The sequence below is a fragment of the Pseudomonas sp. SWRI18 genome, assembly GCF_014268345.1.
Taxonomy (GTDB): Bacteria; Pseudomonadota; Gammaproteobacteria; order Pseudomonadales; family Pseudomonadaceae; genus Aquipseudomonas; species Aquipseudomonas cedrina.
This window is the reverse complement of record NZ_JACCQQ010000006.1, coordinates 25,803-52,781: the sequence shown is the minus strand read 5'-3', so window position 1 is coordinate 52,781 and position 26,979 is coordinate 25,803. Positions and strand designations below refer to the sequence as shown.

The 26,979-nt window shown below is 63.0% G+C and carries 27 protein-coding genes; 9 read left to right on the top strand and 18 right to left on the bottom strand.

Annotation, left to right across the window (positions count from 1 at the left end):
- Nucleotides 1–25: 25 nt before the first annotated feature.
- Entirely contained in the window at nt 26–262 is a 237-nt protein-coding gene (locus H0Z09_RS08990; RefSeq protein ID WP_186689800.1) for a DUF6555 family protein, read from the top strand.
- A 31-nt stretch (nt 263–293) separates the two neighbouring features.
- Here H0Z09_RS08990 and H0Z09_RS08985 read toward each other — a convergent pair whose 3' ends face one another.
- The gene (locus tag H0Z09_RS08985) at nt 294–494 is read right to left on the bottom strand and encodes a DUF6021 family protein (protein ID WP_186689798.1); all 201 of its coding nucleotides are present in this window, start codon (nt 492–494) and stop codon (nt 294–296) included.
- Nucleotides 495–509: 15 nt separating this feature from the next.
- Nucleotides 510–686, bottom strand: coding sequence for a hypothetical protein (locus tag H0Z09_RS08980; RefSeq protein WP_165448098.1), 177 nt, complete (start codon nt 684–686; stop codon nt 510–512).
- Between the two features lie 113 nt (nt 687–799).
- Here H0Z09_RS08980 and H0Z09_RS08975 point away from each other — a divergent pair, with 113 nt between their 5' ends.
- The gene (locus H0Z09_RS08975) at nt 800–1,321 is read left to right on the top strand and encodes a DUF3087 family protein (protein WP_186689796.1); all 522 of its coding nucleotides are present in this window, start codon (nt 800–802) and stop codon (nt 1,319–1,321) included.
- A gap of 1 nt (nt 1,322) precedes the next feature.
- Here the strand turns inward: H0Z09_RS08975 and H0Z09_RS08970 are convergent, their stop codons facing one another.
- From H0Z09_RS08970 to H0Z09_RS08955, 4 genes are all read right to left on the bottom strand, one after another.
- A complete protein-coding gene (locus tag H0Z09_RS08970; RefSeq protein ID WP_186689794.1) occupies nt 1,323–2,462 on the bottom strand; it encodes an MFS transporter in 1,140 nt (379 codons plus the stop codon).
- A 57-nt stretch (nt 2,463–2,519) separates the two neighbouring features.
- Nucleotides 2,520–3,887, bottom strand: a complete 1,368-nt coding sequence (locus tag H0Z09_RS08965; RefSeq protein WP_186689792.1) for an MFS transporter — start codon at nt 3,885–3,887, stop codon at nt 2,520–2,522.
- Nucleotides 3,888–3,999: 112 nt separating this feature from the next.
- Nucleotides 4,000–4,332 (bottom strand): hypothetical protein, encoded by a 333-nt coding sequence (locus H0Z09_RS08960; protein ID WP_186689790.1) that lies wholly within the window; start codon nt 4,330–4,332, stop codon nt 4,000–4,002.
- A gap of 168 nt (nt 4,333–4,500) precedes the next feature.
- Nucleotides 4,501–5,370: a Dyp-type peroxidase gene (locus tag H0Z09_RS08955; RefSeq protein WP_186689788.1), complete on the bottom strand. Its 870-nt coding sequence runs from the start codon at nt 5,368–5,370 to the stop codon at nt 4,501–4,503.
- Between the two features lie 137 nt (nt 5,371–5,507).
- Between H0Z09_RS08955 and H0Z09_RS08950 the strand changes: the two genes are divergently transcribed.
- Nucleotides 5,508–7,124 carry an NADP-dependent glyceraldehyde-3-phosphate dehydrogenase gene (locus H0Z09_RS08950; RefSeq protein ID WP_186689786.1) on the top strand — a complete coding sequence of 539 codons (1,617 nt, stop codon included), beginning with the start codon at nt 5,508–5,510 and terminating at the stop codon, nt 7,122–7,124.
- Between the two features lie 380 nt (nt 7,125–7,504).
- Complete coding sequence (locus tag H0Z09_RS08945; protein WP_076950818.1) at nt 7,505–8,566, top strand: FUSC family protein; 1,062 nt, start codon at nt 7,505–7,507, stop codon at nt 8,564–8,566.
- 179 nt (nt 8,567–8,745) lie between these two features.
- On the opposite strand, the gene H0Z09_RS08940 is transcribed toward H0Z09_RS08945, so the two are convergent.
- Complete coding sequence (locus H0Z09_RS08940) at nt 8,746–9,504, bottom strand: TetR/AcrR family transcriptional regulator (protein ID WP_186689784.1); 759 nt, start codon at nt 9,502–9,504, stop codon at nt 8,746–8,748.
- A 358-nt stretch (nt 9,505–9,862) separates the two neighbouring features.
- Between H0Z09_RS08940 and H0Z09_RS08935 the strand changes: the two genes are divergently transcribed.
- Genes H0Z09_RS08935 through H0Z09_RS08920 form a run of 4 tightly spaced genes read left to right on the top strand, consistent with a single transcriptional unit; the run spans nt 9,863 to nt 14,471 of the window.
- A complete protein-coding gene (locus H0Z09_RS08935) occupies nt 9,863–10,567 on the top strand; it encodes an ABC transporter ATP-binding protein (protein WP_186689782.1) in 705 nt (234 codons plus the stop codon).
- A complete protein-coding gene (locus H0Z09_RS08930) occupies nt 10,564–11,763 on the top strand; it encodes an ABC transporter permease (protein WP_186689780.1) in 1,200 nt (399 codons plus the stop codon). The genes H0Z09_RS08935 and H0Z09_RS08930 overlap by 4 nt, the downstream gene beginning before the upstream one ends.
- On the top strand, nt 11,756–13,234 hold the full coding sequence (locus tag H0Z09_RS08925; RefSeq protein WP_186689778.1) for a TolC family protein: 1,479 nt from the start codon (nt 11,756–11,758) through the stop codon (nt 13,232–13,234). The genes H0Z09_RS08930 and H0Z09_RS08925 overlap by 8 nt, the downstream gene beginning before the upstream one ends.
- Nucleotides 13,224–14,471: an HlyD family efflux transporter periplasmic adaptor subunit gene (locus tag H0Z09_RS08920; RefSeq protein WP_186689776.1), complete on the top strand. Its 1,248-nt coding sequence runs from the start codon at nt 13,224–13,226 to the stop codon at nt 14,469–14,471. Before H0Z09_RS08925 ends, H0Z09_RS08920 begins: the two co-directional genes overlap by 11 nt.
- 103 nt (nt 14,472–14,574) lie before the next feature.
- Here the strand turns inward: H0Z09_RS08920 and H0Z09_RS08915 are convergent, their stop codons facing one another.
- The 11 genes from H0Z09_RS08915 to H0Z09_RS08865 form a co-directional block, all read right to left on the bottom strand.
- The gene (locus tag H0Z09_RS08915) at nt 14,575–15,969 is read right to left on the bottom strand and encodes an FAD/NAD(P)-binding protein (RefSeq protein WP_186689774.1); all 1,395 of its coding nucleotides are present in this window, start codon (nt 15,967–15,969) and stop codon (nt 14,575–14,577) included.
- A 12-nt stretch (nt 15,970–15,981) separates the two neighbouring features.
- Nucleotides 15,982–16,749 carry an ABC transporter ATP-binding protein gene (locus tag H0Z09_RS08910; protein WP_186689773.1) on the bottom strand — a complete coding sequence of 256 codons (768 nt, stop codon included), beginning with the start codon at nt 16,747–16,749 and terminating at the stop codon, nt 15,982–15,984.
- A gap of 3 nt (nt 16,750–16,752) precedes the next feature.
- On the bottom strand, nt 16,753–18,093 hold the full coding sequence (locus tag H0Z09_RS08905; protein ID WP_186689771.1) for an ABC transporter substrate-binding protein: 1,341 nt from the start codon (nt 18,091–18,093) through the stop codon (nt 16,753–16,755).
- A gap of 19 nt (nt 18,094–18,112) precedes the next feature.
- A complete protein-coding gene (locus H0Z09_RS08900) occupies nt 18,113–19,162 on the bottom strand; it encodes a branched-chain amino acid ABC transporter permease (RefSeq protein WP_186689769.1) in 1,050 nt (349 codons plus the stop codon).
- A gap of 4 nt (nt 19,163–19,166) precedes the next feature.
- Entirely contained in the window at nt 19,167–20,048 is an 882-nt protein-coding gene (locus H0Z09_RS08895) for a branched-chain amino acid ABC transporter permease (protein WP_186689767.1), read from the bottom strand.
- Nucleotides 20,045–20,818 carry an ABC transporter ATP-binding protein gene (locus H0Z09_RS08890; protein WP_186689765.1) on the bottom strand — a complete coding sequence of 258 codons (774 nt, stop codon included), beginning with the start codon at nt 20,816–20,818 and terminating at the stop codon, nt 20,045–20,047. The genes H0Z09_RS08895 and H0Z09_RS08890 overlap by 4 nt, the downstream gene beginning before the upstream one ends.
- Nucleotides 20,815–21,717: an AMP-binding protein gene (locus H0Z09_RS08885; RefSeq protein ID WP_186689763.1), complete on the bottom strand. Its 903-nt coding sequence runs from the start codon at nt 21,715–21,717 to the stop codon at nt 20,815–20,817. The genes H0Z09_RS08890 and H0Z09_RS08885 overlap by 4 nt, the downstream gene beginning before the upstream one ends.
- 594 nt (nt 21,718–22,311) lie before the next feature.
- Nucleotides 22,312–23,691: an LLM class flavin-dependent oxidoreductase gene (locus H0Z09_RS08880; protein WP_186689762.1), complete on the bottom strand. Its 1,380-nt coding sequence runs from the start codon at nt 23,689–23,691 to the stop codon at nt 22,312–22,314.
- The gene (locus H0Z09_RS08875; RefSeq protein ID WP_186689761.1) at nt 23,691–24,017 is read right to left on the bottom strand and encodes an acyl-CoA dehydrogenase; all 327 of its coding nucleotides are present in this window, start codon (nt 24,015–24,017) and stop codon (nt 23,691–23,693) included. The genes H0Z09_RS08880 and H0Z09_RS08875 overlap by 1 nt, the downstream gene beginning before the upstream one ends.
- 13 nt (nt 24,018–24,030) lie before the next feature.
- Nucleotides 24,031–25,227, bottom strand: a complete 1,197-nt coding sequence (locus tag H0Z09_RS08870; RefSeq protein ID WP_186689760.1) for an SfnB family sulfur acquisition oxidoreductase — start codon at nt 25,225–25,227, stop codon at nt 24,031–24,033.
- 155 nt (nt 25,228–25,382) lie between these two features.
- Nucleotides 25,383–25,946, bottom strand: a complete 564-nt coding sequence (locus H0Z09_RS08865; protein WP_186689758.1) for a helix-turn-helix domain-containing protein — start codon at nt 25,944–25,946, stop codon at nt 25,383–25,385.
- A 93-nt stretch (nt 25,947–26,039) separates the two neighbouring features.
- On the opposite strand from H0Z09_RS08865, the gene H0Z09_RS08860 reads away from it, so the two are divergent.
- Nucleotides 26,040–26,969 (top strand): DMT family transporter, encoded by a 930-nt coding sequence (locus H0Z09_RS08860; RefSeq protein ID WP_076950839.1) that lies wholly within the window; start codon nt 26,040–26,042, stop codon nt 26,967–26,969.
- Nucleotides 26,970–26,979 lie beyond the last annotated feature (10 nt).

Genomic DNA, 26,979 nt, shown 5'->3' with positions numbered 1-26,979 from the left:
ATCTATAACAACACAGGGAGGCAACATGAGTACCGCGAAAATCTACACCATCCACTATCAGCTTCACGGCGAGCCGAAGTCATTTGTGGTGCGTGCCGAGGTGATGAACAACGCCGAGGCCTGGCACTGGGCGGCGGTGGATGCCGATGTAGCTCATGTCAGTCGCGTTGGCCGTGTCGGTCATGAGCAAGTCAAGAAAACCACCCGGCCGTGGGCGGAGAAGTACGGGATTACCGACGTCAATTGGACGCCGCCAAAATAAGCAAAGGCCCCGCTGGATGGCGGGGCCCGATTTATTTCTTCAAGTCGCCCAACGGATCGTAGGGCGGCTTTTTTTCGGCCTGGTCTTTCTTCTCTTTGTCCAGCGGGGCTATGGCTGCGCCGATCGGGTCGACCTGCGGGTCCGCCACGTCAGGCGAGTCCGGATCGAAACCCAACTCATCCTGACCGCTGGCATGCTCGCTTGAATGCGGGCCTTTCGGGGGGTTGCTCATGTGCAATCTCCTTGTTTAAAGCGGGCGGGCTTTGTCGTGGAGGTTTTCCAGGTTTTCCTCGACGCGTTCCACGTCGTCGTCCTGGCGCTCGGCCGGGTCATTGGGGCGCAACGCATCGTTGTCGCGCTCCTCTTCGCCTGGCGTGCGGTCCGGGTCCGGCGTACCGGGCGGTGGCTGCTTGTATTCGGGCATGATGGTTTCCCTCAGAAGGTCTACACAGGTTTAGAGAAACCGTGGTGCGGCATCGTTCAACTTGTTTGCCCAAGCGTGAGATGATGCCCGCCCCTTCTGGAGATACGACTCGGATGTTCGAGCTCAAACCCTGCGATCCCGTGACCTTCCGCCAACAGACCCGGCGCAGCACGCTGATCGTGGCCTTGGTGTTCCTGGCCCTGGCCATGTTGTTGTCGAGCCTGGCGGTGATGCTGTTCGGCGAGCCCGGCGGTGATAATTTGCGTTTCAATGTCGGCGGCGTCTTCGCCGGGGTGCTGATCACCGTGGCCTTGGTGCGCGGGCCGTTCTGGACCCAGGCGTGGCTGGCGCCGGCGGTGTATGGCTGGCAACTCAAGCGTAGCCTGATGAGCGTGACCAATGTGATGCACAAGGTGACCGAGAGAGTGCAAGCCAATGACCCGACGGCCATCAAGGTACTGCGTTTTTACCACCTGGGCCTGACGCAGATGCATGAGCTGGACGCCAACTCCAGCGCTCAGGCGCAATTGGCCGGCGAGGTCGAGGCGCACAAGGCCAGGATGCAGGCGCTGGGGATCGACACCGAGCAAACCCGCTTTGACCCTGCCTGGCTGGCCGCGATCAACACTGCTTGAATCAGCCGGTCAGTTGGGCACTTTTTGCCCGCCAGCAGAACACCGCGCTCAGCGCGATGGCGGCGCCCGCCAGGCCGAACACCCAGGGCGCCGAGGCAATCGGTAGCAGCAGGCCAGCCAGCAATGGCCCGAGGCCGGCGCCGATGTCACGCCACACGGCATTCGAGGCCAGGGCCGACACGCGCATCGAACCGGGATTGCGCTCCGCCACCAGAGTGGTCACCAGCGGCAGTTGCAGCGCGCGCAGCACCAGCACCGCCGCCGCGCCGACAATCACCCAGTAGCTGCCAAACGCCGTCAGGGCCAGGGCGCTCAAGAACGAAAACAGCAGCAGCATCGACGTGGCGCCAAAACGCTGCGCGGCGCGGCCGCCCAAAGGGCTCAGGAGCATTTCCGAGACATAGCGCAGCGCCATCAAGCCCCCGGCAATCAGTACCGCATCCCCGCCAAGCAGCTTCTGCGCCTGAATCGACAGCCCGAAGATAAACAGGCCGTCGAGCGCCACGCCCTCGATAAACGACCACACCGCCACGCTGTCCGGCCATTTGAAGCGGCGCCCCGGCGTGCTCTGCAAATCATGCCCCACCGTCGGCAAGCCGCGCGCCATCCACACGCCCACCAGGCAAGCGCCCGCAAGGATCAGAAAGATCGGACGCGGGCCGGCCCACAGTGTCAACCAGCCACCCAGTGGCAACGCCAGCATCGGCCCGAGCGCGATCAGCGCCCGCGAACGCCCGGCTCGGCGTGCGGCGCCGGCCGGTTCCGAGGTGGCCAACACTTGGGTCGACAGGTTCAACGCCGCAAAACACAGGCCCCACACCAACCGCAGCCCCAACAAGGTGGCAAAACCCGACAACATCGAGTTACCCAGGGCACACAGCGTCGCGGCGCCGGCGGCAATCATGCAGGTCAGGCGGTCGCCGTGGCGCGCGTAGAAATTGAGCACGTGGCGGTAACCGAAGATCCGCACCAGGCGATTGGCCGCCAGCAAAACCCCGGCCTGGGCCAGGGTGATCCCGAAGGCCTGGGATTCCATGGGCAGCAACAGGTAGAGCAACACGTCACTGGGCAAGCAGAGAGCCAGGGTCAACGCAGCGCGGCGCGAGTGGGTATCAGCAGTTCGGAGGACCAGGCTGGACATAAAGCTGAAACATCCCGAAATATTCACCTCAGCACGGTAGCCTTGCGCAACCGTGCTTTACAACGGCTTTTTCCCATAGGGCATCAAACGCAGCCCACTGGCCACGGCACCCACCAGCGCGAACCCACAGCCCAGCCACAGCGCATCGTGCGGGCCGCTGCCCAGGGACAGGTGAAAACACAAGGCCACCAACGATGCGCCGAGCGTCTGCCCCAATAACCGCGAAATCGCCACGATGCCGCTGGCTCCGCCACTGCGCGTCAAGGGCGCGCTGGTCATCAGTGCCTTGAGGTTGGGTGACTGGAAAAACCCGAATCCGGCGCCGCACAGCGCCATGCGCCAGCCGATATCAAACGCCGATGCACCGCTGCCCAGTGTTGCCAAGGCGGCCATTCCCACGCTGAGCAGCAACAGGCCGATGCCGCACAGCAGGCCCAGGGAAACACGGTCCGCCAGGCGCCCCGCGACCAACGCCATCACCGCCACCACGGCCGGCCACGGCGTCATCAGAAACCCGGTTTCCACCTGGCTATGGCCCAGCACGGCCTGCAAGAGAAAAGGCAGCGACACAAACGCCAGGCCCTGAGCGCTGAAGGCACAAATAGCCGTCAGGGAAGACAAGGCGAACACCGGGCGCTTGAACAAATCCAGCGCCAGCATCGGCGCCGGGTGGGCTGCCTGGCGACGCAACAGCAATGCACCGCACACCAGCGCCACGGCGATCAGGCCCAGGGTCAGCTCGCCCCGGACACCGTGCACCGCCGTACCCAGCCCCAATACCAGCAAGGCAAACAGCCCGGCGCACAACACGGCGGCAAGACGATCGAACGCGTGCCCCGTCATCGGCAGGGCCGGTAATGAGCGCACGCCCAACGCTAACGCCAGCAACCCCAGGGGCACATTGATCAGGTACAGCCAGTGCCAGGTCGCTACCGACAGAATCGCCGAGGCGGCAGTCGGCCCAAGGGTAAACGCCAGGCCCACCACCAACGAGTTGTAGCCCAGGCCCCGGCCGAGCATTCTGGAGGGATAGATATGCCGCAACAACGCCGTATTCACGCTCATGATCGCCGCCGCCCCCAGGCCCTGTACCACGCGCGCGGCGGTCAGGGTGAGCAGCGAACCGGCCAACCCGCAAAACAGGGATGAGACGATAAACAGCAACAACCCGCCGAGGTACACGCGGCGATGCCCCAGCACATCACTGAGCGAGGCAAACGGTAGCACCGTGGCAATGATGGCTAACTGGTAGGCATTGACCACCCAGATCACCGAGGCAGAGTCGGTGCCGATCCCCTCGGCCAGGGTCGGCAGCGCCGTGTTGACGATGGCCGTGTCCAGGGTCGCCATACCGATGCCCAGGGAGATGGCGATCACGGCAGGCAGGCGTTTATTGAAAGGCAGCCCATCGGCAACAGAAGACATGAGTAACCCGCGCAGGTGACAAAGGCCTTAGCTTAAGGGCCGCGCTGATTTTTTTCAGTCAAGGATTGCGTGGCTGTCAGCATTTTCATGTCGCTCACACCGTGACTCGCGGTCAGTAGGAAATCTGCGCGCTGACCTGCACGTTCCCGTAATGGATGCCATTGCACGGCTTACACGCCAACGCTCCAGCAGCCATCGCTGGGTTCCAGGGCCCTATGATGCCGTCCCTCTTCCCGTTGTCATCCACCGAGTCGAGGGCATTCATCACCCGGTCGCGCTTGAGCACTTCCTGGGCCAGCTGGGTTTCCTTGTCCCGCTGTGGATCGCCGGTCAGTGGGCGTCCGGCCACCTCGCGGATCTTGTCGGCGGTTGCATTCCCGGTCTTCGGGTCTTTGAACGCCTTGAAGTTATCGCCAAATGCCGACGCCAGTTGCGAGTCAGACATGTGCGAAAAGGCATTCTCCCTCGGTGGAGAACACGGGCTGGATGTTTGCTGCACGGATAGGGTTATGGTCATGATTGAGTGTCCTGGGCTGTCCTGCACACTCTGTGGGCGGCGTGTTCCATCCGGTTCCAACGCATCGCGGCGCTGAATCAACGCGCCCGTTTGACCCTACGCCGTGACGAAGATGGTGCTCAGGTCCAGATGGCCGTCCTTCAACGGCGGGCACCAGTAATAACCGCCGGTCAAGGGTGTGCTGATGCGGTACAAGCCATCGACAATCCCGTCTTCCAAGCCGCTCATGCGGCGCAGCTGTGCTTCGAACGCATCGAAGGAGTGACCGAACGCGAGAAACATCAAGCCGGCCTGGCCATTCTCGGCCCAGGGCATGGAGCGGCGTATCACGAAGGCTTCAGGGATGAAGCTTTCCTGGGCGGTGCGCTTGGTGTGGGCGGATTCGGGGGCGTCGTCGAGCTCTTCGTTGTCGCCATGGCGGCGGCCGATGATGTGGTCACGCTCTTGCGCAGGCAAGGCGGCGAAGCCATCGAGGTCGTGCTGCCATTGCTGGATCGCGGCAAAGCTGGCGCCGCTGTCGGTCAGAGCGGCTGCAACTGCCGCGTCGTCGTGGGGGTTCTCGGTGCCGTCTTCGTAATCGGTGAGGTCGAAGCCGGTCTTGTAGCGGAAGCCCTCGGTCATTTGTACCAGGCGGAACGCCGGGGCCAGGGCCTTTTCGAAGGCGCGGCTGCGCAACAGCAGTTCACCGCGATCCACGCCATGCAACCACACCCACAGCGCCTGCTGGGTGGACGGGTTGTGCGCGCCCGGTCCGCTGACGATAGGGAAGCTGCGCAGGCCTTCAATCCGAGCACCCAATGAGTCTACCAGCGGCTCGCCGAAACCGACCACCGCCATCGAATCGGCCAACTGCACCAGCGCGTCCAGCGCCTCGGGCACGGCGGCCAGGGAATCCACGGCAAAAAACAGATGGCGTGCCTGCAACGGCACCGGTGCGGCAAGAATGCCCGGCTGGTACTGACTCATGTGAACTCCTTCAAGAAAGCCGCGCAGTTTACCCAAGCCCACCGCAGGGCGTACAAGAAAGCGCGCAAGCCTTGCCATGGAGCCTCGTGTTGGGTGACTCTCTAGTCATGTTTTGCAACTATTCCAGGGGTAGCGACATGACCACCAGCAACCTGCTCGCCCAGCTGTTTCCCGCCTCGGCCGCCGACATTCCCGCGCAATTCCAGCTCGGAGCGCCTATAGAACAGCGCGATTACCTGGTCGACGGCCAACTACGCATGTGGAACGGTCCACTGGCCAACGTGCAAAGCCCGGTGCAACTGGGCGACGAGCGCGTGCATATCGGCAGCACGCCGCTGCTGGATGCCGAGACGGCCCTCACCGCCCTGGACGCCGCCGTGCGCGCCTATGACCGCGGCCAGGGTGAATGGCCAACGATGCGCGTGGTGGAGCGCATTCAGCACGTCGAGGCTTTTTTAAGACGCATGCGTGAACAACGTGATGCCGTGGTCAAGCTGCTGATGTGGGAAATCGGCAAGAATTTCAAGGACTCGCAGAAAGAATTCGACCGTACCTGCGACTACATCACCGACACCATCAATGCCCTGAAGGAACTCGACCGCCGCTCCAGCCGCTTCGAACTGGAACAGGACACCCTTGGCCAGATCCGCCGCGTACCGATGGGCGTGGCCTTGTGCATGGGCCCCTACAATTACCCGCTTAACGAAACCTTCACCACGCTGATCCCGGCATTGATCATGGGCAACACCGTGGTGTTCAAGCCGGCCAAACTCGGCGTGCTGCTGATTCGCCCGTTGCTGGAAGCGTTCCGCGACAGCTTCCCCGCCGGAGTGATCAACGTGATCTACGGCAGCGGCCGCGAAACCGTCAGTGCGCTGATGGCCAGCGGCAAGATCGACATCTTTGCGTTTATCGGCACCAACAAGGCCGCCAGCGACCTGAAAAAACTGCACCCCAAGCCGCACCGACTGCGCGCGGCGCTGGGCCTGGATGCGAAAAATCCCGGCATCGTGCTGCCTGAGGTGGACCTGGACAATGCCGTCAGCGAAGCCGTCACCGGTTCCTTGTCGTTCAACGGCCAGCGCTGCACCGCGTTGAAGATCCTGTTCGTGCACGAAGACGTGGTCGAGTCATTTATCCAGAAATTCAACAACAAGCTCGCCACGCTCAAACCCGGCATGCCCTGGGACGACGGCGTGGCGCTGACGCCCCTGCCCGAAGTGGGCAAGGTGGATTACCTCAATGCGTTGGTGGCCGATGCGGCGCAGCACGGCGCCAGGGTCGTGAATGACCATGGCGGTGAAAGCCGCGGTTCGTTCTTCTACCCGGCGGTGCTGTATCCAGTGAACCCGCAGATGCGCGTGTACCACGAGGAACAGTTCGGCCCGGTGGTACCGATCGTGCCCTACCGTGATTTGGACAAGGTGATCGACTACGTGCTGGACTCCGATTTCGGCCAGCAACTGAGCCTCTTCGGCACCAACCCGCAAGTCATCGGGCGCCTGGTGGACACCTTCGCCAACCAGGTCGGCCGGATCAACATCAACGCCCAGTGCCAGCGCGGCCCGGACACCTTCCCGTTCAACGGGCGCAAGAACTCGGCCGAAGGCACGCTGTCGGTACATGACGCGTTGCGCGTGTTCTCGATCCGTACCCTGGTGGCGACCAAGTTCCAGGAGAGCAACAAGGCGCTGGTCAGCGATATATTGCGCAACCGCGATTCGAGCTTCCTGACCACCGACTACATTTTTTAAGAGCACCCGACCGCCTATGTGAAAACAGGCTTGATGTGGGCACTGGCTTGCCTGCGATGCACGCACCTCGGTATGTCAGACACCGAGTGGATGCTATCGCAGCATAGGTATCTACACATTTTTGTAGTGAGCAGGCTTGGCGAATCGTCGCACCGCCCGCGCTGAGTGGCGAAGCCGCCCCAATAAAGACACCGCGCAGTTTCAGACAAACCAAATCGCCTGGTGTGGGGCCGCTTCGCAGCCCAGCGCGGGACAAGCCCGCTCACTACAGGAGAGTTTTCAGCCTTTGAAAGTTGTATAGATAACTATGGCTATCGCAGGCAAGCCCGCTCCCACATTGGATCGTGCACATTCATACAATCGAGGCCACTTTACTGCCAATGAACCTGCCCTTCTTCGCCCGGCGCCTGTTGCGCCCTCTGCTCGACCCCTACCGCCGTTATCGCCATGCCAGGCTGATCCACGCCGTGCGCGTGTCCATCGGCCTGCTGGCCACGATCATGCTGACCACCGGCCTCAACCTGCCCCATGGCGAATGGGCCTCGGTGACCATGCTGGTGGTGATCGGCGGGCTGCAGCACCACGGCAACATCGGCAAGAAAGCCGTGGAGCGCGCCTATGGCACCCTGATCGGTGCCAGCGTCGGCTTGCTGCTGGTGGTACAGGAGGCGTACGTCGGCCAGCCGTTGTTGACTTACCTGCTGATGTCGGTGGTGTGCGGGTTCTTTTCCTACCATGCCATCGGCAAGGGCGGGTACACCGCGTTGCTGTCGGCGATCACCGTGTTTATCGTTGCCGGCCACGGCGACAATCCGCTGTCGGATGGGTTGTGGCGCACCGTCGATATCCTGATTGGCATCGCCCTGGCCCTGGCATTTTCCTTTGCACTGCCGCTGTATGCCGTGTACTCCTGGCGCTACAACCTGGCCAGCGCGCTACGCGATTGCGCCGAGATCTATAGCCGGATCATCAATGGCGAGTCGGTTACCGATGATCAACACCTCAAGCTGCTCAACCGGCTGAACGCGGCGATGCTGCAGCTGCGCTCGCTGATGCCGTCGGTGTCCAAGGAAGTGCGCATCTCGATGACTGAGCTGGATACGATCCAGCGGCATCTGCGCCTGTGCATCAGCACCCTGGAGATTCTCGGCAATACCCGGCCCGACCCTCGCGATGAACAGGCGATGGCACGGATGCAGATGATGTTGAAGGCCGAGCACCGGCAGATTCGAGTGCAATTGGTGGGGATGGCGCGAGCGTTGAAGTCCGGCGTCACCGAGCGGTTGGAGCGGCAGAGTCACGCCAGCGGCGTTGAGCCTGTTTTGGACGTGCCGGTGTATAGCGCGCTGGACGGCTATCGGCTGCTGACTGTGCAACTGGCGCAGAATGTGGATGCGATGCGCCAGCGCCTGGCCAAGAGTGCCGGACGCTGGAAAATCTGAATTGGCAGGCAAAACTGAAAAATCTCACGCCTTGACGGATTTGAAACTTTTCACATTTAACCTTACAAAGTTTTCACGTTTTATTCACATAGCGAAACGTACTGTGAAGCCTCATCCGTTACAAACGTTGCACATCAAGCCCGCCGCCCCAGCGGGCTTTTTTTTGCCTGGCATCCGCGCTACCGCGCCGCCTTTTTCGCAGGCGCAACCGCCTGCTCGCGAATGGCCCGCTGGGTATCCAGCACCTTGGCCAATGCGTTTTGCGCCTCCGGGCTCTGCTGCGGCACGCGAATCGCCGCCGAGACCAGGGTGATCAACTTGGCCATGACTTCGGCATCCGTTGCCGGCCGCCCCAGGCTCATGGAGTTCATCAGCAGGCGCAGCTCGGTGCCGGCCATTACGCCGGAAATCGCCTTGAGGGCAAATTGCAGGCGCACCCCCAATTCGTTGCGCGGCAGGTCCGGCAAGGCCAGGGCAAACGCTTCGAAGAAACGTTGGAACACCGGCTGGTAATGCACCTTCAGGTATTCCTGGATAAACGGCGAGGTGTCGCTGTAGACCCGCCCCAGAAAGCGGATAAACGAACGCCCTTCGCCACTGGCACTGGCTGGATCGCTACGTTCCAGGCCCATGGCCGGGGCGAACAGCACACCGAGCAAGGTGTCGCAATCGAGCGGGCCATCCGATTCGGCCTCACAGCGTGCCAGCAGTTCCAGGCGCTGCTCATTGAGCGGCTCCAAGCGCTGCATCAGCAGGGTTTTCATCAGGGAATCCTTGTCCCCGAAGTGGTAGTTCACCGCAGCCAGGTTCACCTGGGCGCGCTCGGTAATCTGCCGCAACAAAACCGCGTCGTATCCGTACTTGATGAAGAGAGCTTCTGTCGCATCCAGCAATCGAGTCTTGGTAATGTTCGGAGCGCTGACTTTCTTCGCGACCATAGAGATTCCACGGGAAAAATTGTTTAAAAATATAATTTGATTTTTTTATACCGGGGCCTTCGTTCGAAAGCAAGCAATGGCGCGTCGCCCTGTGCTTGAAAGCCTTGGACAACGGGCTCATCAAGGGTAATCGCCGGGCTTTTCGCTGCCCTCTTTGCCCCCTGAAATGTGCCTTTCCCAGCGGTAAAACCGCTCTATGCCGACGGCTGGCGAAGCCGCTGGAACGCGGTTAGTATTCAAACAATGTTTTAAAAACAAGAAACAAAACCGGCCAGTATGCATTCCCAAGCCGCCCCGCTAACTTGTTACAAGGCTTTACCGGGGCGACACAGGCGGCGTCGAGGCTGAAGGCGTATTCATGACAGATACCCGGGCGCACCCAAGCTTGATTTCCCTGCAAGGCATCGGCAAAAGCTATCAGCTGGCCGGGCAACACCTGTCCATTCTCAATGATGTCTGCCTGACCATCGCCAGCGGTGACAGTTGCGGCATCCTCGGCGCGTCCGGTTCAGGCAAAAGCACGCTGCTCAATATCCTCGGCCTGCTGGACTTGCCCAACCGTGGTCAGTACCACTTTGCCGGCCACGACATCTTCACCGCCACGCCTGATCAATTGGCGGCCATCCGCAACCAGCAGATCGGCTTCGTGTTCCAGAGTTTCAACCTGCTGCCACGCCTCAGCGCCCTGGACAACATCGCCCTGCCCTTGAGTTATCGCGGCGTATCGCGCCATGAGTCGGTGGAGCAAGCCTTGCGCATGCTCGAACAAGTCGGCCTGGCCGACCGCGCCCACCACCGCCCCGCCGACCTTTCCGGCGGCCAGCGCCAGCGGGTCGCCATCGCCCGTGCACTGGTGGGCAAGCCGTCGGTGATACTGGCCGACGAACCCACCGGCAACCTCGACAGCACCACCGCCCAGGACATCATGGAGCTGTTGCTGGCGTTGAACCGCGAGCAACAGGTCACGCTGATCATCGTCACCCACGACCCGCACATCGCCGAGCGCCTGGAGCGCAAGATCCTGGTGCGCAACGGCGTGGTGCAAGAGGCCGGGCGTCCATGACCCGGCAGGTCGAACAGAACCTCAGCCAACTGCTGCATGAAGCCTTCGTCAGCCTGCGCACCCTGGGCAAGCGTTCGATCCTGGCGCTGCTGGGTATCGTGATCGGCAGTTCGTCGGTGGTGGCGTTGATCAACATCGGCCATAACGCGGCGGTGGATGCCGCGATGATTTTCAAGGACATGGGCACCGATACCCTGATCGCCCAGTTCCCGCCCAAGGCCGGCAGCAGCCTGCCGATGCCCGCGCGCCTGGACCTTCAAGCCGTGCGCCGGAGCGTGCCCGGCATTGCCCATATCGGCGCGCTCACTTTGTTCAGCGGGCCGATTGTATTCCACGGCCGTACCGTCAACGCCAACTTCGTCGGCAGCACAGCGGGTATCAAGGACGCGATGCGCCTGGCGGTGCAACAGGGGCGTTTCCTGTCGAGCTTCGATAGCCATGAAACCTACGCGGTGATCGGCGACCAGGTGGCCCAAGCCCTGGGTGCGCCGGGCGACCCGCTACGACTGGGCGATCGTGTGCGCATCAACGACTACCTGTTCCTGATCGTGGGCATCCTGCGCAGCCAGCCGCGCGCGATGCTGATGCCGGTGCAGGCCAACGAATCACTGTTCATCCCCGCCGAAGGCATGCGCCGCATCTATGCCACGCCGCAGATCGGCAACGTGATCATCCGCGCCGCGCCCGGCCAGGACATGGAACGCGTTGCCCGGGACGCCGCCACCGCCCTGCAACCGCAACTTCCCGACCACGATGTGGACATCCAGGTGCCCCAGCAAATGATCGACGGCATGACCCGGCAAAGTCGCACGTTCGCCTACCTGCTGCTGGCCCTGGGGGCGATCTCCCTGGTGGGCGGCGGCGTCGGCGTGATGAACGTGATGCTGATGAACGTCTCGGAGCGCCGTCGCGAAATCGGCATCCGCATGGCCCTCGGCGCGCGCCAGCGGGATATCCGCAACCTGTTCCTGCTCGAAGCCGTGACCCTCACCGCGGTTGGCGCACTCTGTGGTGCGGTGCTGGGCATGACCGCCGCCTGGCTGTACGCCTGGCTATCGGGCTGGGAATTTGCCCTGGCCGTCGCCGCCCTGCCGCTCGGGGTGGGCAGTACGTTGCTGGTGGGGTTGTTCTTTGGCATCTACCCGGCGGTTTCGGCCTCGCGGTTGCAGCCGGTGGAGGCCTTGCGCGATGAGTAGATGGCTGCTGTGGCTGGCGCTGGTCAGCCTGCCGGGCGCGGCCGCCGACGTGGTGATCAAGCCGTCGGCGCCGAGTACCACGCGCAGCGGCTACGACCGGGGCGTGTCGTTGAATGCCCAGGCCACCACCATGACCCTGGGCGATGCGGTCTACCTGGGCCTGCGCAACAACCCGGCGATTCGCAGCGCGTACCTGCAACGGGTGGCGCAGAAGTTCGACCTGCGCGTGGCCGAAGATGTGTTCAAACCCAAGCTCACCCTCAACAGTTCCTACCGCGGCAGTCGTGGTTCGGCCGACAACGCACGCAATGCCAACGTCGCGCCGGCCACCAGTTTGCTCGGCGAGTACGGTACGCGCCTGAGCATGGCCTGGACCCAGCAACTGAACAATGCCGACCGCGCCGGCCGCTACCGCAGCGACGGCCTCGACCTGGCGATCATCCAGCCGCTGCTGCGTGGCGCCGGCTGGGACGCCACCACCGCGCCGCTGCGCCTGTCGCGCCTGTCGGAGCAGGCCAACCGCTTGAACCTCAAGGCCACCGTCGCGCAGACCATCAGCCAGATCATCGGCACCTACCGCGAGCTGTTGCGCGCCCAGGAGCAGCTGAGCATCGTGCAGGACGCGCTCAAGCGCTCCACGACCTTGCTGGAAGTGAACAAAGCGCTGATCAGCGCCGGGCGCATGGCCGAATTCGAAATCGTACAGACCGAAGCCGATATCGCTACCCAGCAACTGGGCGTGGAAGAAGCGCAGAACCAACTGGACGCCAGCCGCCTCGCGCTGCTGCGCCTGTTGGCCCTGGATCTGTCCACGCCGATTCGCGCCACCGAAGCCCTGGAGGCCAGGCCCATGCAGATCGACAAGGGCCAAGCCTTCAACCTGGCGCAGAACCAGCAGCCGGAATACCTCGCCGCCCTGCTCGGCAGCCAGCAGGCCGACCTCAACCTGGTGATCGCCAAGGACTCCGGGCGCTGGCAGGTGGACCTGGTAGCCGGCGCGAACCAGGTGCGCGACGCCTACAATAACGACACCGGCAGCAGCAACAACCGAACCTGGGACAGCTACGCCGGAGTACAGGTGCAGATTCCCATCGGCGATATCAGCACGCGCCAGGCCGAAGTACGCGCACGGGTCAACGTGGAGGACCAGGAGATCCGCATCACCGAGGCACGCCAGGAGCTGGAGCGCAGCGTCAACGATGTAGTGCGCGACCTCGGCACCCGCTGGCGCCAGTATGAAATCTCCCAGCGCGCCGTGGAATTGTCACGGCGCAAGATCCAGATCGAACGGGAAAAACTCAGCGCCGGACGCTCCACCAACTTCCAGGTGCTGAGCTTCGAGACCGACCTGCGCAACGCCGAAAATGCGCAGCTCAATGCGCTGATCGCTTATTTGAACGCCCAGACCCAGCTCGACTTGACCCTGGGCATGACGCTGGAAAGTTGGGAAATCGCCCTCAATGACTACTAATCACAAACGCCTGCTGGGCGCTGTACTTATCCTGCTGCTGTGCGGCGCGGGCCTGGCCCTGCGCAGTCCGGCATCCGACCCGGCCACGGCCACCGAGCAATGGTTGGCGGTAGAGCCCGACGCGCTGGTGCACCAGATCGGCCTGGTGGGCAAGATCGAGCCCGACACCACCGTCACCCTTACCGCGCCGTTCGACGGCAATGTGCAAGCCAACCTGGTCGAGCAAGGCCAGCGGGTCGAGGCCGGCCAAGTGCTGTTGCGCATGGACCCGGCCACCCTGGAGGTGCAACTGCGCGACGCCCTCTCCGCCCAGCTCAAGGCGCGGCGCACCGTGCAGGAGATGCAGGATTGGGACAACGGCCCCGCTGTCAGCCGTGCCCGCCGTAGCCTGCGCACCGCCGAAATGACCGCCGGCAACACCCGGCGCAAACTCGCCGAAAGTGAAAACCTGTTTCAGCGCGGCATCATCCCGCGCAATGAGCTGGACGACCTCAGGCAACAGACCCAGCAGCAACAACTGGACCTCGCCTCCGCCCGCAGCGAGCTGCAGCAGGCCATCGACCAGGGCAAGGGCGAATACCGCCAGATCGCCGATATGGAGCTGACCAACGCCACGGTGAAATACGAGGCCCTGCGCACGTTGCTCGAAGGCCGGGAAGTCAAGGCGCCGTTCTCCGGCATCGTGGTACCGCCGCCCGGCAATCCCTCGGCCCAGGGTGGCGGCGGCAGCAACAATGCCCCGGTGCAGGCCGGCAGCAAGGTCAGCCAGGGCCAGGTGCTGTTTGGGCTGGCGAATATCGAGCGGCTGAAAATCGTCGCCAAGGTGTCGGAGCTGGACATCAACCAGTTGCACCAGGGCCAGGCAGTGGAAGTGTTGGGGGATGGTTTCGAGGGTGAGCGGCTGACCGGCTCCGTCAGCGTCGTGAGCGGCTTGGCGGTCGCCAGCGACAGCCAGGGCAGTGCGCAATTCCCGGTGACCTTGTCGATTCCCCGGCTCACGCCCCAACAGCTGCAACGCGTGCGGTTGGGGATGAGCGCGCGCTTGACCATCGTGACCTACAACAACGCACAGGCAATCGTGATTCCAAGCCAGGCCATCGGGCCGGACATGACGGTCCAATACCGCGAGGCGATGGATAAACCGGTGGAGCGGGTGAAGGTGACAATCGGGCAATCGACGGCGCAGGGGGTCGAGGTGTTTGGGCTAAAGTCCGGACTTGTGAAAATCCCAAGATAAATGAAGAACCTAATGTGGGAGCGGGCTTGCTCGCGAATGCGGTGTATCAGCCAGAGATGTATTGGCTGACACACCGCATTCGCGAGCAAGCCCGCCCCCACATTTAGATGCGTGTCAGCTTGGCGGCCAGCGCCTTGGCCTGAATCGCCACATCGGTCACCGCCGTGCTCTCCCACCACATCCCCCGCAACGGCGGGCCCATCGCAAACAGCCGCCCACTCACCTGCCCCTGGGCATCCAGCACCGCGCCCGAAGCATCCGCCGCAATCCCCAACGCCAATGGCCCAGGCCGGATCAACCCGCGCTTGAGCAACTGCTGCGGCAACGGCCGAGCCACGCGGCGCCAGTCGTATTCGATGCCGCTGGAGTTGATCAGCGCCGCACCTGACACCTGCGTGATCGCGTGCTCGCCGCGGTAACGCAAGCGAATGGTCACGCCTTCAACCGAAGGCACCAGGCCTTTGAAGGAAGCAGCCCGAATCCGCAACCGCCCTGCTTCATACAGCCGCGCCACCAGCTGCGCGCTCAACGGTGGCGAGCGGTGGTGATGGCTTTCCCACCAGGGGCGCACGTGGCGCACGAACTGACGTTTTTCACGCTCGCTGGCCTGGCTCCACAACCGACCGATATGCGCACGCACCGTGTCCAACGGCGCCTGCCAATCGATGCCCTGCGCTTGCGCGCTGCGGCACTGGCCACGCACTTCGCGCAGCAATTGCAGGGGGCTGCGCAGGCTGTGGTCTTCGCCGAGAAAATCCACCCAGCCCGGCGGTTGCCGGCGCACATGGGGGAGCAGGCCGTGGCGTGAAAAAACTTCGATGGGCCCACGGTGCCCGGCCTGTTCCAGGGACACCACCGCGTCGACCATGGTCAGCCCGGAACCGATGATCAGCACCGGCGCGTGCGGGTCGATCCGGGTCATCGCCGCCACGTCCCAGGGGTCTACCGCCGCTGCGTTCAAACCGTTGGGTTCGGTCTGCGGCGTACGCGCCGCCGGGAACATGCCGGTGGCCAGTACCGCCAACGCACCACGCAGTTGCTGGCCGTCATCCAGGGTCAGCACGGTTGATGCGGCATCCACCTGCAGGTCGACCACTTCGCCGCGCACATGCTCGACGCTGGACGCGGACTGCGCCTTGGCTTCGGCCAAACGTTGCTGGGCGTACAACCCGAATATCCCGCGGGGCGGAAACAGTTCGCTGATCGGCACAGGCTGCTGCGCCGACTCGGGCCAGCCGCCGGCGCCGATATAGTCGGTGAGCCATTGGGTCAGGTCGTCGGCATTGTCCGGGTCGACGCTCATGCGCGCCGCATTGCCGTTCAGGGTGTGGCCCAGCTCGACGGCGCTGTAGGCCTCGCCCCGGCCGAGTTCGGCGCGCGGCTCGATCACCAGGACCCGGCGCGTGCCCGGCAGGCGCAGCAGTTGCACGGCCAGCATCGTGCCGCTCAGGCCGCCGCCGATGATCAACACATCGGCGTTGCGGGTGGATTCAGTCATGCGCGGTTGCCCTTAGTGTTTGCCCAGGTAAATGCCATGCAAATCGCCCCGCGCCAGCAGTTCAGCGGCGCTGCCGCTTAGGGCCACGCGCCCAGTATCCAGCACATAGCCGTGGGACGCATAGCTGAGCGCGACGTTGATGTTCTGCTCGGCGATCAAAAAGCTCACCTGCTGTTCGCGGTTGAGTTGCGCAACGATCTCGAAGATCTCCTGCACGATCATAGGCGCCAAACCCATGGACGGCTCGTCGAGCAGTACCAAAGTAGGACGCGTCATCAATGCCCGACCGATCGCGACCATTTGTTGCTCGCCGCCGGAGGTAAGCCCGGCGCGGGTGTGACGCTTGGTCTTGAGCCGGGGAAACCAGGCATAGATGCGCTCGAGGTCGTGCTCCATGTCCCTGCGGCTCAGGCGCCGAACAAAGCCGCCGCTGCGCAGGTTGTCCTCCACGGTCAGTTGGCCGAACACATGGCGCCCTTCCAGCACATGCACCATACCCTGGCGCACGCGCTGGCTGGGGTCGATGCCGGCCAGGTCGGCGCCCGCGTACTCGATCACGCCACGGCTGACCTCGGCCCGCTCGGCACGCACCAATCCGGAGATCGCCTTGAGCGTGGTGCTCTTGCCGGCGCCATTGACACCGAGCAACGCCACGATAGCGCCCTTGGGCACGCTCAGCGATACCCCGGCCACGGCGAGGATCGCGCCGTCGTAAATGACTTCGATATCATTGACCGTCAGCAGCGACGGGCTGGCGGAAACGGTGGCGGGTTGGCTCATGGTTTATTCATCCCCGGTGCAGGTGCGCGGCGTCAGGCCTTTTTCCTTGGCGAACGCGGCGGATTTTTCATCGATCAACGGGCGCAACAGGGCGCGGTCGGCGGCGATCCAGTCGCTGATCAGCGTCCAGTTGGCGCCGTCCCACTGCTGCACCCGCGCCGAACCGCCGCCCTCGTGGTCACGGCACGACAGCTTGAGGTTCTGCATCAGGCCCAGGTAGCCCATGTCTTTCAAGCGTGCGTCATCAATGTTCAGGTGCTCCAGGCCCCAGCGGCCTTCCTCGCCGTTGAGTGGGCGCTTGCCGAATTTGGCCTGGGCAGTACGGATCGCTTCCACTGCCACGGCGGCGTTCACCAGGCCGGAGTTGTAGTAGACGCTGCCGAAGTTTTTCAGGTCCTTGAGATCACTGTGGCCCTTGTCGAGCACGAACTGCTTGAGGCGTTTGTGGATCTCGAAGTCGGCGCCCGCCGGGTACGGCGTGAGCGCCAGGTAACCCTTGGCTGCGGCGCCGGCCGGCAATACATCCTCGCTGGAACTGGCCCAGATATCCCCGATGATATGGTCCACCGGAAAGCCGAAGCGCGCGGCGGTCTTCACCGCCACCGGCGTGGACACGCCCCAGGTGCGCAGGAACACCCAATCGGGGTTGGCCTGGCGCACCTGGCGCCATTGCGCGGATTGCTCGTTGCCGGGGTCGGCGACGGGAATCTGGATATTTTCAAAGCCGTACTTCTCGGCGAGCAACTTCAGCGGGCCGAGGGTTTCGCGACCGTAGGCCGAGTCGTGGTAGACCGTGGCGATCTTCTTGCCCTTGAGTTTGTCGAAACCGCCTTCGCGCTGGGCGATGTAGTTAACCAATGTCGACGCCTCGCTGTAGAAGGTCAGCATCACCGGGAAGTTATACGGGAACACCGTGCCGTCGGTGGCTTCGGTGCGGCCGTAGCCGAGGGTGATCAGCGGGATCTTGTCCACCTCCGCCCTTTCGCTGAGCGCATAGGCCGCCGGCGCGCCGTTGGGCTGGTACACCGCGACCGGCGCGCCATCCAGGCCATTCTTGAAGCGCTCGTAGCACTCGATGCCCTTCTCGGCCGTCCATTCGGTCTCGCATTCCTGCCACACCAGCTTGACGCCGTTGATGCCGCCTTCGACCTCGTTGATATAACGCAGGTAATCGATCATCCCGGCCCACACCTGCACGCCGCTGGAGGCATAAGCGCCCACACGGTAGGTGGCCAGGGGAATGAATTGCTGGTCCGGCGAAGCCATTGCCTGGGGTACGGCGCCGGCCACTGCGGCCAGCGCAAACGCGGCGCCGACCAGGGAACGTTTCAAGGATGCACGCATGGAGATTCTCTTTTATGGATTAGAAACGCAGCGGCCACTGCCGCAGCCGATCGCGAAGGTTGTGCAGCAGGCGAACCAACCCTTCGGGTTCCTTGATCAGGAACACGATGATCAACACGCCAAAGATGATTTTCTGCAGGTTCTGCAACTGCCCCGCATCCACCGAGCCGCCGAACAATGCCTGCCCGGCATGGCTGAGGAAGATCGGCAGCAAACTGATGAAGGCCGCGCCGACGAAGTTGCCGGCGATGCTGCCCATGCCGCCGATAATGATGATGAACAGGATCTGGAACGAGCGGTTGATATCGAAACTGCTGGCGCTGGCCGTGCCCAGGTAGGCAAAGGCCCACAGCGCGCCGGCCAGCCCTAAGTAAAACGAGCTGACCGCAAACGCCAGGCGCTTGTAGCGCACCACCGCAATGCCGACCACGGCGGCGGCGGTGTCCATGTCGCGGATCGCCATCCAGTTGCGCCCGACCTGGCTGCGCACCAGGTTGATGGCGGTCCAGGTCAGCAGCAGCACCGTCACCAGGGTCAGCAGGTAACGGCCCAGCGGCGTGTTGAGGTCATGACCGAACAGCGCCAGCTTCGGCGCGGAGATGGTGCCGGACGAGCCATAGTTGTAGAACCAGGGGAATTTGACGAACAGCCATTCCAGGAAGAACTGCGCGGCCAGCGTGGTGACCATCAAATAGAAGCCTTTAATTCGCGAGCTGGGCAGGCCGAACAGCAGCCCCACCAACGCGCTGATAACCCCACCGCCGAGCAATGCCACCGGCAAGCCCAGCTCCGGCAGGCGCAGCAAGAACCCATAAGTGGCAAACGCGCCGACGGCCATGAAGCCGGCGGCACCCACCGAGGTTTGCCCGGTGTAGCCGGTGAGCAGGTTCAAGCCCAACCCGGCCAACGACAGCACCAGGAAGGGAATCAGGATCGCATTGAGCCAATAATCATTGCCCCACAGCGGCACCCCGATAAACGCCAGCGCCAACAGGCCGATCAGGCCCCAGGGAATGCGCCGCTGGATCAGCAGCAACGGTGCGGTGTCTTGAGCAACGGGAATCGACATGGTTTCAGACTCGCTCGATGGCGCGCTCGCCGAACAGGCCGGCGGGACGGATATACAGGAAGGCCAGGGCCAATACGTAGGCGAACCACGGCGTGATGCCACCGCCGATCAGCGGGCCGATATACACCTCGGCGAGGTTTTCCGCCGCGCCGACAATCAGCCCGCCGACAATCGCCCCACCTATCGAGGTAAAACCACCGATGATCAACACCGGCAGGGCCTTGAGCACCACCAGCGACAATGAAAATTGCACGCCCTGACGCGCGCCCCACAGCAGCCCCGCCACCAGCCCGACAATCCCGGCCACCGCCCAGACGATCTGCCAGATGCGGTTTAGGTTGATGCCGATGGACAGCGCCGCCGTGGTGCCATCCGCCACCGCACGCAGCGAGACGCCGATGCGGGTCTTGTTGAACAGCAGCGCCAATACCGTCACAAGCACCACCGCGGCAGCGGCGGCGATCAGGTCGAACTGGCTGAGCATCAGTGGGCCAACGAACAGCGGCACGTCGTCGATGCCCAGGTCCAGCGCGCGCACTTGCGAGCCCATCAAGCCTTGGGCCAGGCCTTCGATGATGAACGAGAGGCCGAGGGTGGCCATGAACAAGGTGATTTGCGAACGGTTCACCAGCGGTCTCAAGACCAGACGCTCGATCAGCAACGCGCCGACGATCATCACGATCACGGTCAGCAGCAGCGCCAGGGCAAACGGCACGCCCTGGTCGTGCAGGCTGACGAAGGTCAGCGCGGCGAACAGCAGCATGGAACCCTGAGCGAAATTGAACACGCCGCTGGCCTTGTAGATCAGCACGAAGCCGATGGCGACCAGCGAATACATGGTGCCGGCGAGCAGGCCGCCGAGCAGGGTTTCGAAGAAGAAGGTCATGCGTGTGGAACTCCCAGGTACGCCGCGATCACCTCGGGGTTGGCTTGCACTTCGCTCGGTGTGCCATCGCCGACCTTGCGCCCGTAGTCGAGCACCACCACGTGGTCGGACAGGCCCATGACCACGCCCATGTCGTGCTCGATCAACACCACGGTGGTGCCGAGGTCGCGGTTCACGTCGGCGACGAAGCGTGCCATCTCCTGTTTTTCCTCGGCGTTCATGCCGGCCATGGGTTCGTCGAGCAGCAGCAAGCTCGGTCCTGCGATCAGTGCGCGGCCCAGTTCCACGCGTTTTTGCAGGCCGTACGACAGGTTACCGACCAGCACATCCCGGTGCGCTTGCAGTTCAAGCAACTCGAGAATGCCCTGGCCACGCCGGCGGAACGCCAAGGCTTCGCGCCGCGCGCGGGGCAAGCCGAGGGCTTGTTCGATGAAGCTGCTGCGCATATGCCGCGACAGGCCGGTGAGGATGTTGTCGAGCACGCTCATTTTCTTGAACAGCGCGTTGTTCTGGAACGTTCGGCCAATGCCTCGGCGCGCTGCGCCCAACGGGTCGATGCGGTGCAAGTGTTGGTCTTCGAACACAATCTCACCGGCATCAAAGCGGTACACGCCATTGAGCACATTGAGCAGCGAGCTTTTACCCGCGCCGTTGGGCCCGATCAGCGCGCAAATCTCACCGCGCGCCACATCAAAGGACAAAGCATTGATCGCCTTGACGCCCTTGAACGACAGCGAGATATCGCGCACCTGGAGAATGGCTTGGCTCATGCGATGTCCCGTTTGAATTCGGCCAGCCACGTTGGCTGCGCAGTGGCTTTAAGCGGTTGCCAGATGTAGGCCAGGCGCTGGAAACCCAGCAGCGTGCGCACGCGGTTTTTCAGCAGACGCCGCAGGCCGCTCTGCGGATGGGCGATGGCCCACTCGCACAGGCGCCGGCGCCAGGTACCGTGGGGCGCCAGGCGGCTCTCGATCTCATCGGCCAGGTGCTGCAAGCGGGCGGGCGACAACAGCAGGCCGGTGGGCGCCACCTCGCTGCGATCACGCCGTGCCGAGGCCGGGCTTTCCGGGAAGGCCAGGCCATGGCCGGTGTTTAGCCATTGCTCCAGCAGCACCGCAAGGCCGCCCTGCCAACCGGTGCCCTCTTCGCTCCACAGTGCGGTCTCATCGCTGATTTTTCTCCAGCGTACAAGACGTTGCGCGGGAGCGACCGGGCCGAGTAACTGGGCAAAATCCAGCAGATTGGCAGACTGCCAATGCGCTATTTGCCGGCGGCCTTGCACATAAGAATGGGTGGGGCGAATGCGCCACAGGTGTTGCTGCAGCGCCTCGGGCTCCAGGTCATCGGCCAGGGTCAACACCTGCCCCCCGATGGAGTGGGCCGCCAGGGCCAGCAGCACCACGTTCGGCTCGAACGAACCGCTGAGGGCCAAGCGCGAATGCTCGCTGAAACCCTGCTGGCGCAAGCCGTCGGCCAGGCGTTCTACGTCACGTAATGCGTCGATCCAGCGCCACGCATACCACTGGCCCTGGCGCTTATGACGCAGAGCAGTGTGCAACGGCGTGATCTGCGCCCAGTGCCGCAGGTGGTCCAAGGCCTTGGGCAAGTCACCGAGCAGCTCGGCGGGCCATTCCAAGGTCAGTGGGCGTTTGAGTTCGTGCACGCTCATAGGGGGGTTCCTATTGGTGTTCAAGCGTGCGGTGGTCCGCTGGCTATAAGGGGAATGACTGTGTGTTGCACGAGTCGTGCCTAGCCGCGAAGTCAGCGATTCTTGGGGGGAACGCCGTGGTGCGACGCGCGCAGAGAGTGGCAAAGGAACAGATTGTTTATTCGATGTTGCGGGATAAACACTTTGGAATGATGTATGAAGCGTGCGGTGGTCCGCTGGGCGGGGATCGATCAAACAATGACGATCACATGTGGGAGCTGGCTTGCCTGCGATAGCCATAGGTATCTACACAACTTTGGCTCGCCGCTGAAACCGCAGTGAATGGGCTGTTGTGGCGAGCGGGCTTGTCCCGCGTTGGGCTGCGAAGCAGCCCCAGTTAGCAGAATGCGGTGTATCAGACATTCCGCAGAGGTTGGTTTTAGGGCTGCTTCGCAGCCCAACGCGGGACAAGCCCGCTCGCCACACGGGAACTCGCCTGCCTTTGCAAAGTTGTGTAGGTACCTATGCTGCGATAGGGTGGTTCAGGCGGATATGTATCAACCGACAGGCCGCTATCGCAGGCAAGCCAGCTCCCACATTGATCGGATTCGCCAGTTAGAGAGCAGTGGCCTTGAGGTCACGGTAGCCGGCGCCCGGGTGGTTTGGCGCGAGTCGCGCGCCGTCGCCGAACAGCTTCTCGCGCAACGTGCCCTTGGCATATTCGGTCTTGTACACGCCGCGCTTCTGCAACTCCGGCACCAGCAGGTCGACGGCGTCGATGAAGGTTTCGTGGGTCAGTGCATAGGCCAGGTTGAAGCCGTCCACATCGGTCTCTTCGACCCATTCCTGCAACAGGTCCGCCACGGTTTGCGGGCCGCCGACCAACAGGGGGCCGAAGCCGCCGATGCCAACCCAGTCGGCCAGTTCGTTCGGCGTCCATACCTTGTTCGGGTCCGCCGTGGAGAACGCTTCGACGGCGGATTGAATGGCGTTGGTGTGCACATGCTTGAGCGGCTCATCCGGCTTGAACCGGCTGAAGTCGATGCCGGTCCAGCCGGAGATCAGCGCCATGGCGCCTTCATAACTGACGTAGGATTTGTAGTCGTCGAACTTGGCTTTGGCCTTGGCATCGGTCTCGCCGACGATGACGGTCTGCAAGTTGAAGATCAGGATTTTCTTCGGGTCGCGTCCCGCCTCGGCGGCACGGCGGCGGATATCGGCGACGGTCTTTTTCAGCAATACCTTGGACGGCGCGGCGACGAACACGCACTCGGCTTGTTCGGCCGCAAACTGCTTGCCGCGGCTGGACGCACCGGCCTGGTAGAGCACCGGCGTGCGCTGCGGCGACGGCTCGCACAGGTGAATGCCCGGCACTTGGAAGTGTTTGCCGACATGCCGAATCTCGTGGATCTTGCTCGGGTCGCTGAAAATCCGGCGCTCGCGGTCGCGCACTACGGCGCCTTCTTCCCAACTGCCCTCCCAGAGCTTGTAGCAAACCTGCAGGTATTCCTCGGCATAGTCGTAGCGTGCGTCGTGCTCGGTCTGGGCTGTCTGGCCGAGGTTCTTGGCACCGCTTTCCAGGTAAGACGTGACGATGTTCCAGCCAATGCGGCCCTTGGTCAGGTGATCGAGGGTGGAGAGGCGGCGCGCGAACGGGTACGGATGTTCGAACGATAACGAAGCCGTCAGGCCGAAACCCAGGTGTTCGGTGACCAATGCCATCGGTGCGATCAGCGACAACGGGTCGTTGACCGGCACCTGGGTCGCCTGGCGAATCGCTGCGTCGCCGTTGCCGTTGTACACGTCATAGATGCCCAGCACGTCGGCGATGAACAGGCCATCGAACTTGCCGCGCTCGAGGATTTTGGCGAGGTCGGTCCAGTATTCCAGGTCCTTGTACTGCCACGAACGGTCGCGCGGGTGTGCCCACAGGCCAGGGGATTGGTGGCCGACGCAGTTCATGTCGAAGGCATTCAAGCGGATTTCACGGGACATCAAAGCACTCCGTTGAGGTGGTAGTTGCCGACGATCTGGTATTTCCAGCGCAACGGATCATCCAGGGTGGGCGGCAACGCGGTGCGTTGGCCGGTCAGTTCGAACTCGGCGTTGCTCGCGGCGATCAAGGCTTCGGCGGCTGCGATCTGCGCTTCGGTGACGGCGACCGGGCTGGGGTGGGTTTCAGCGCGTTCGAACAACGCCGCGGCCACCTCGACGCGGATCTGCAAGTCACCGAAGCGGCTTATCACGTAGGGGTCGTCGCTTTTCTCGACATGGCGTCGGGTGCTGTCCAGCAGTTGGCGCGCAAGCTTGAGTACGGTCATGGGCTAAGCCTCCTCAGTTCCAGGCGTGGCGCGCGGGTTTCACGCCGTTGAGCACGAAATTGCCGATCAGGTGGTACTTCCAGCGGGCCGGGTCGTGCAGGGTGTGGGTGCGCGCGTTACGCCAGAAGCGGTCAAGGTTGTGTTTGCCGGTGACCGAGCGGGTGCCGGCCAGTTCGAAGAGTTTGCTGCTGGCCAGCAACGCGGTTTCGGCCGACAGCACCTTGGCCTGGGCGACCACCAGCGAGGCGTGGGCCACGCTGTCTTCACTGGGTTCGGCGAGGGCACGGTCCACGGCCTGGCCTGCTTTGGCGAGGATGGCTTCGGTGCCGTGTACGCGCCACTCCAGGTCGCCGATAGTGGCGATGGTGAACGGATCCTGCCAGCCATGATCTTGCTGGCTGTCGATCCACGGCCGCGCCTGGCGTGCGTGGAGCTTGGCCTGCTCCAGCGCGCCGAGGGCGATGCCGGTGTCGACGGCAGCCTGGATGATCTGCGAGATCGGGCCGTTGGCGGTGGGTTGGTCGAATGCCAGGTGCGCAGGAATCACGGCACTTAATGGCACCGTCACACCGTCAAGGGTCACGCCGCCGCTGGCCGTGGTGCGCTGGCCGAAGCCGTCCCAGCTGTCGACTACCGTCAAGCCCTGGGCATCGCGTTCGACCAAGGCGATAAACGCCTGGCCGTGTTCGTCGTTGCCCACCGTAGGCACGAGGTGGGCAAACAGCGCACCGGTGCAGTAGAACTTCTCACCATTGATCTGCGCGATATCGCCATGGAAGCGAATCTGGGTGTCGAAGGTGCCGGCGTTCTTGCTCTTGGCCTCGGAGAAGGCATTGCCGAAACGGTAGCCGGCCAGCACCTTGGCGAAGTAATGGCGCTTTTGTTCCTCGGTCGCGGTTTGCAGCAGGATGTCGACCACGCCCAGGTGGTTCTGTGGAATCTGCCCCAATGAAGGGTCGGCGGCGGAGATCAGTTTGATCACCTCGGCCACGGTCACATAGGACACTTCGGCACCGCCGTAGGCCTTGGGCACAGTGATGCCCCACAGGCCACTGGCGGAGAATTCGTCGAGCTCGGCCACCGGCAGGCGCCGGTCACGGTCGCGCTCGCTGGCGCCGACAGCAAAGCGCGCGGCCAGGCGCGTGGCGACTTCGATGGCCTCCGCGTCCGAGCGGATGATATGGGCAGGGTGTTGAGGGTGGGCTGACATGGGCCGACTCCAGGCTCCGATGGGATGACCTGGGTGATTGCAGGAGTCGTGCCTGAATTTAATCGTCAGTAAAATCAGCAGGTTGCCGGTAAATCAGCGCAGTAGAAAGCTTTTCAAACCAGCAAAGTGTCCGTTCACTGTTGCCTGGCGAACAGTCAGATCACCACCGTACGCACGAAGCACACCGCCACTTCACCGGCGTTGCGATAGCCGTGGGACTGGCGGCTGGCGAACATGTAGAACTCACCGGCGGCCACGTGTTTTTCTTCGTCGTCGAGTATCAGGGTCAGTACGCCCTCGTACACGAACAGTTGCACGCTCCAGCCTTCGGGGTCGGGTTCAGGGCTGTAGCGATCACCGGGTTCCAGGCGCATCTCCCACAATTCGACTTCGCGCCGGGCGTTGGCCTTGGCCAGCAACACGGCTTTGCTGCCGGGGATGTCACCGGCCCAGGCCAGCTCGTTGATGCGGCTGTGGTCGGGAGCGTCCGGCGCCTGGATCAGGTCACTGAACGCCACGTCCAGGGCTTCGGCCACGCGGTCGAGGGTGGACAGGCTGACATTCTTCTCCCCCGCCTCGATCGCCACCAGCATGCGCCGGCTGACACCGGACTTTTCCGAGAGCGCGGTCTGGCTCAAGTCGGCGGCGTGGCGCAGGCGACGAACATTCTGGCTGACGTGCTGCAGGACCGAGGCCCGGTGTGGATTTTCTTTGTGCACTATATTGCTCAATGGGTGGGTGTGCGCAGTATACTGCCCAGCGTGCGCCGCATTGTGCGGTCCGTGCCTTTGCCATGCAAGACCAGAGCCGCCATGACCACCCCAACTTCCCCTTCGCGTTTCAACCGTTTGAGCAAAGCCGAATGCATCCTGGTGTTCATCACGATGATCTGGGGCGGTACGTTTTTGCTGGTGCAGCACGCCTTGACCGTCAGCGGGCCGATGTTTTTCGTCGGCCTGCGCTTTGCGGCCGCGGCTATTGTGGTCGGTTTTTTCACTTTGCACACCTTGCGTGAACTGACCCTGCTGGAGCTGAAGGCCGGGGTCTTCATCGGTGCAGCGATCATGTTTGGCTACGGCTTGCAGACTATCGGCCTGCAGAGTATTCCCAGCAGCCAGTCGGCATTCATTACCGCGTTATATGTGCCGTTCGTGCCGTTATTGCAGTGGCTGGTTTTGGGAAGGCGCCCGGCGCTGATGCCGAGCATCGGTATCATGCTGGCGTTTACCGGTTTGATGCTGCTGACCGGGCCGGCCGGCGCCTCCTTCAATTTCAGCCCCGGCGAAATCGCCACGCTGATCTGCGCAATGGCAGTCGCGGCAGAGATCATCCTGATCAGCGCCTATGCCGGACAAGTCGATGTGCGCCGCGTCACCGTGGTGCAGCTGGCCACGGCGTCGCTGCTGTCATTCCTGATGGTGGTGCCGATGGGCGAGGCGCTGCCGGGGTTCTCCTGGTTGCTGCTGTTCAGCGCGGTAGGTTTGGGCTTGACCAGCGCAGTGATCCAGGTGGCGATGAACTGGGCGCAACGCAGTGTTTCACCCACCCGAGCCACCTTGATCTACGCGGGCGAGCCGGTATGGGCGGGGGTGATCGGACGCATTGCCGGTGAACGCTTTGCCCCCATTGCCATGGTGGGCGCGGCGTTGATTGTGGTGGCGGTGATTGTGAGCGAACTGAAGACGAAGGGGCAAAAAGCCATCGAGCTGCAGGATCAGATGGAACAGGAGCAGCAGGGCTAGGGTCCGAACC

Excerpts from the sequence above, each read along its gene's own strand:
- H0Z09_RS08960 (WP_186689790.1), bottom strand. The coding sequence starts at position 4,332 with ATGTCTGACTCGCAACTGGCGTCGGCATTTGGCGATAACTTCAAGGCG.
- H0Z09_RS08915 (WP_186689774.1), bottom strand. The coding sequence starts at position 15,969 with ATGACTGAATCCACCCGCAACGCCGATGTGTTGATCATCGGCGGCGGC.
- H0Z09_RS08970 (WP_186689794.1), bottom strand. The coding sequence starts at position 2,462 with ATGTCCAGCCTGGTCCTCCGAACTGCTGATACCCACTCGCGCCGCGCT.
- H0Z09_RS08975 (WP_186689796.1), top strand. The coding sequence starts at position 800 with ATGTTCGAGCTCAAACCCTGCGATCCCGTGACCTTCCGCCAACAGACC.
- H0Z09_RS08875 (WP_186689761.1), bottom strand. The coding sequence starts at position 24,017 with ATGACCGTACTCAAGCTTGCGCGCCAACTGCTGGACAGCACCCGACGC.
- H0Z09_RS08950 (WP_186689786.1), top strand. The coding sequence starts at position 5,508 with ATGACCACCAGCAACCTGCTCGCCCAGCTGTTTCCCGCCTCGGCCGCC.
- H0Z09_RS08930 (WP_186689780.1), top strand. The coding sequence starts at position 10,564 with ATGACCCGGCAGGTCGAACAGAACCTCAGCCAACTGCTGCATGAAGCC.
- H0Z09_RS08910 (WP_186689773.1), bottom strand. The coding sequence starts at position 16,749 with ATGAGCCAACCCGCCACCGTTTCCGCCAGCCCGTCGCTGCTGACGGTC.
- H0Z09_RS08925 (WP_186689778.1), top strand. The coding sequence starts at position 11,756 with ATGAGTAGATGGCTGCTGTGGCTGGCGCTGGTCAGCCTGCCGGGCGCG.
- H0Z09_RS08980 (WP_165448098.1), bottom strand. The coding sequence starts at position 686 with ATGCCCGAATACAAGCAGCCACCGCCCGGTACGCCGGACCCGGACCGC.
- H0Z09_RS08935 (WP_186689782.1), top strand. The coding sequence starts at position 9,863 with ATGACAGATACCCGGGCGCACCCAAGCTTGATTTCCCTGCAAGGCATC.
- H0Z09_RS08885 (WP_186689763.1), bottom strand. The coding sequence starts at position 21,717 with ATGAGCGTGCACGAACTCAAACGCCCACTGACCTTGGAATGGCCCGCC.
- H0Z09_RS08870 (WP_186689760.1), bottom strand. The coding sequence starts at position 25,227 with ATGTCAGCCCACCCTCAACACCCTGCCCATATCATCCGCTCGGACGCG.
- H0Z09_RS08905 (WP_186689771.1), bottom strand. The coding sequence starts at position 18,093 with ATGCGTGCATCCTTGAAACGTTCCCTGGTCGGCGCCGCGTTTGCGCTG.
- H0Z09_RS08955 (WP_186689788.1), bottom strand. The coding sequence starts at position 5,370 with ATGAGTCAGTACCAGCCGGGCATTCTTGCCGCACCGGTGCCGTTGCAG.
- H0Z09_RS08985 (WP_186689798.1), bottom strand. The coding sequence starts at position 494 with ATGAGCAACCCCCCGAAAGGCCCGCATTCAAGCGAGCATGCCAGCGGT.
- H0Z09_RS08940 (WP_186689784.1), bottom strand. The coding sequence starts at position 9,504 with ATGGTCGCGAAGAAAGTCAGCGCTCCGAACATTACCAAGACTCGATTG.
- H0Z09_RS08945 (WP_076950818.1), top strand. The coding sequence starts at position 7,505 with ATGAACCTGCCCTTCTTCGCCCGGCGCCTGTTGCGCCCTCTGCTCGAC.
- H0Z09_RS08900 (WP_186689769.1), bottom strand. The coding sequence starts at position 19,162 with ATGTCGATTCCCGTTGCTCAAGACACCGCACCGTTGCTGCTGATCCAG.
- H0Z09_RS08965 (WP_186689792.1), bottom strand. The coding sequence starts at position 3,887 with ATGTCTTCTGTTGCCGATGGGCTGCCTTTCAATAAACGCCTGCCTGCC.
- H0Z09_RS08920 (WP_186689776.1), top strand. The coding sequence starts at position 13,224 with ATGACTACTAATCACAAACGCCTGCTGGGCGCTGTACTTATCCTGCTG.
- H0Z09_RS08880 (WP_186689762.1), bottom strand. The coding sequence starts at position 23,691 with ATGTCCCGTGAAATCCGCTTGAATGCCTTCGACATGAACTGCGTCGGC.
- H0Z09_RS08890 (WP_186689765.1), bottom strand. The coding sequence starts at position 20,818 with ATGAGCCAAGCCATTCTCCAGGTGCGCGATATCTCGCTGTCGTTCAAG.
- H0Z09_RS08895 (WP_186689767.1), bottom strand. The coding sequence starts at position 20,048 with ATGACCTTCTTCTTCGAAACCCTGCTCGGCGGCCTGCTCGCCGGCACC.
- H0Z09_RS08860 (WP_076950839.1), top strand. The coding sequence starts at position 26,040 with ATGACCACCCCAACTTCCCCTTCGCGTTTCAACCGTTTGAGCAAAGCC.
- H0Z09_RS08990 (WP_186689800.1), top strand. The coding sequence starts at position 26 with ATGAGTACCGCGAAAATCTACACCATCCACTATCAGCTTCACGGCGAG.